At 69.3% G+C, this 1050-nt stretch carries 1 pseudogene; it reads left to right on the top strand.

What is annotated here, in order from left to right:
• Window positions 1–322: 322 nt before the first annotated feature.
• Window positions 323–1050 (top strand): annotated as a pseudogene (locus ACFY5C_RS42045) (hypothetical protein); the annotation flags it as partial.

Raw genomic sequence — 1050 nt, 5'->3', positions numbered from 1 at the left:
GGCGCATCTCTCGGGAGGCAGCGGTACTTCGGATGTGAATCGCCTAGCCGGATGAGACAGCCCGATGGGGTGAATATGCATCCATGTCTGATAACCGTCATTATCAAATGAAGGCGCACTCGCGTGACCGGGGTCGGCGTATCGTCTTGTGGCGTCGGCGAGAATCCGCTGCAAGCGGAACCGTGACGCAAGACAAGGCCCGGCCTGAGGGCCGAAGCAGCTGATGTGACGATAGATGAGCGGGGGAGGGATGCGCACCGTGATCACTGGTCTGCCGGACCCGGCACTCCGCTCCCCCAGGCCGCTACCTCTCCTGGTATCGATGTCCGATATCGCGACGTTCGCCCGAGTGAAGCGCCCTGTCGTGTCCACCTGGCGCCGACGCCACCCGGACTTCCCAGCAGCGGTGTCCGAGAACTCGGGACGCCCCCTGTTCGACGGCGCACAGGTGACGGGCTGGCTGATCGCCTCCGGCCTGGGCAACGCCGCCCCGCAGGAGCTCCGATCCGAGCTGGCCCTTTTCGGTATCATCGCGCTGCGGGACCGCTTCACGCCGTGGCAGCTGGTCGAGACGCTGGGCAGCCTCCTGTGCCTACGCCGGCTCGGCGGCCGGCCACTGGCCGACGACGGCGCGAACGCCTCCCCAATCTCCCCGCCCGACGCCGAAGCGGACGAGGCCCTCTGGTCCGCGCTGCTGCGCCGAGCCGAACGGATCGACGCCGAGGACGATTTCGTACTCCGCGAGCTTCGCTCGATCGACGCCACGGCGGCCCCGCTCGCCCGCCTCGCCGAGGACCTGGTCGAATCCGCCTACGACGAGCGCGGCGCGTACGAGTGGCTGCTCGCCGCCCGCTCCCGGCTCGGACTGGACTCCCTCGCTGCCGACGCGGTCGCCCCGGAGCTGCGGAGTCTGCTCACCCAGCTCACCGACCTCCGTGTCCGTCTTGAGCGAGGCGAGTCCCTCACCCTCGCCGACCCGCACGCCCGCGCCGGCGACCTGCTCGCCGCGCTCCTCGACGACACGGAGGACCGCGATCGCGTCACCGTCCT

This window comes from Streptomyces sp. NPDC012935 (assembly GCF_042900345.1).
Classification (GTDB): Bacteria; Actinomycetota; Actinomycetes; order Streptomycetales; family Streptomycetaceae; genus Streptomyces.
This window is presented reverse-complemented; position numbering and strand designations above follow the sequence as displayed.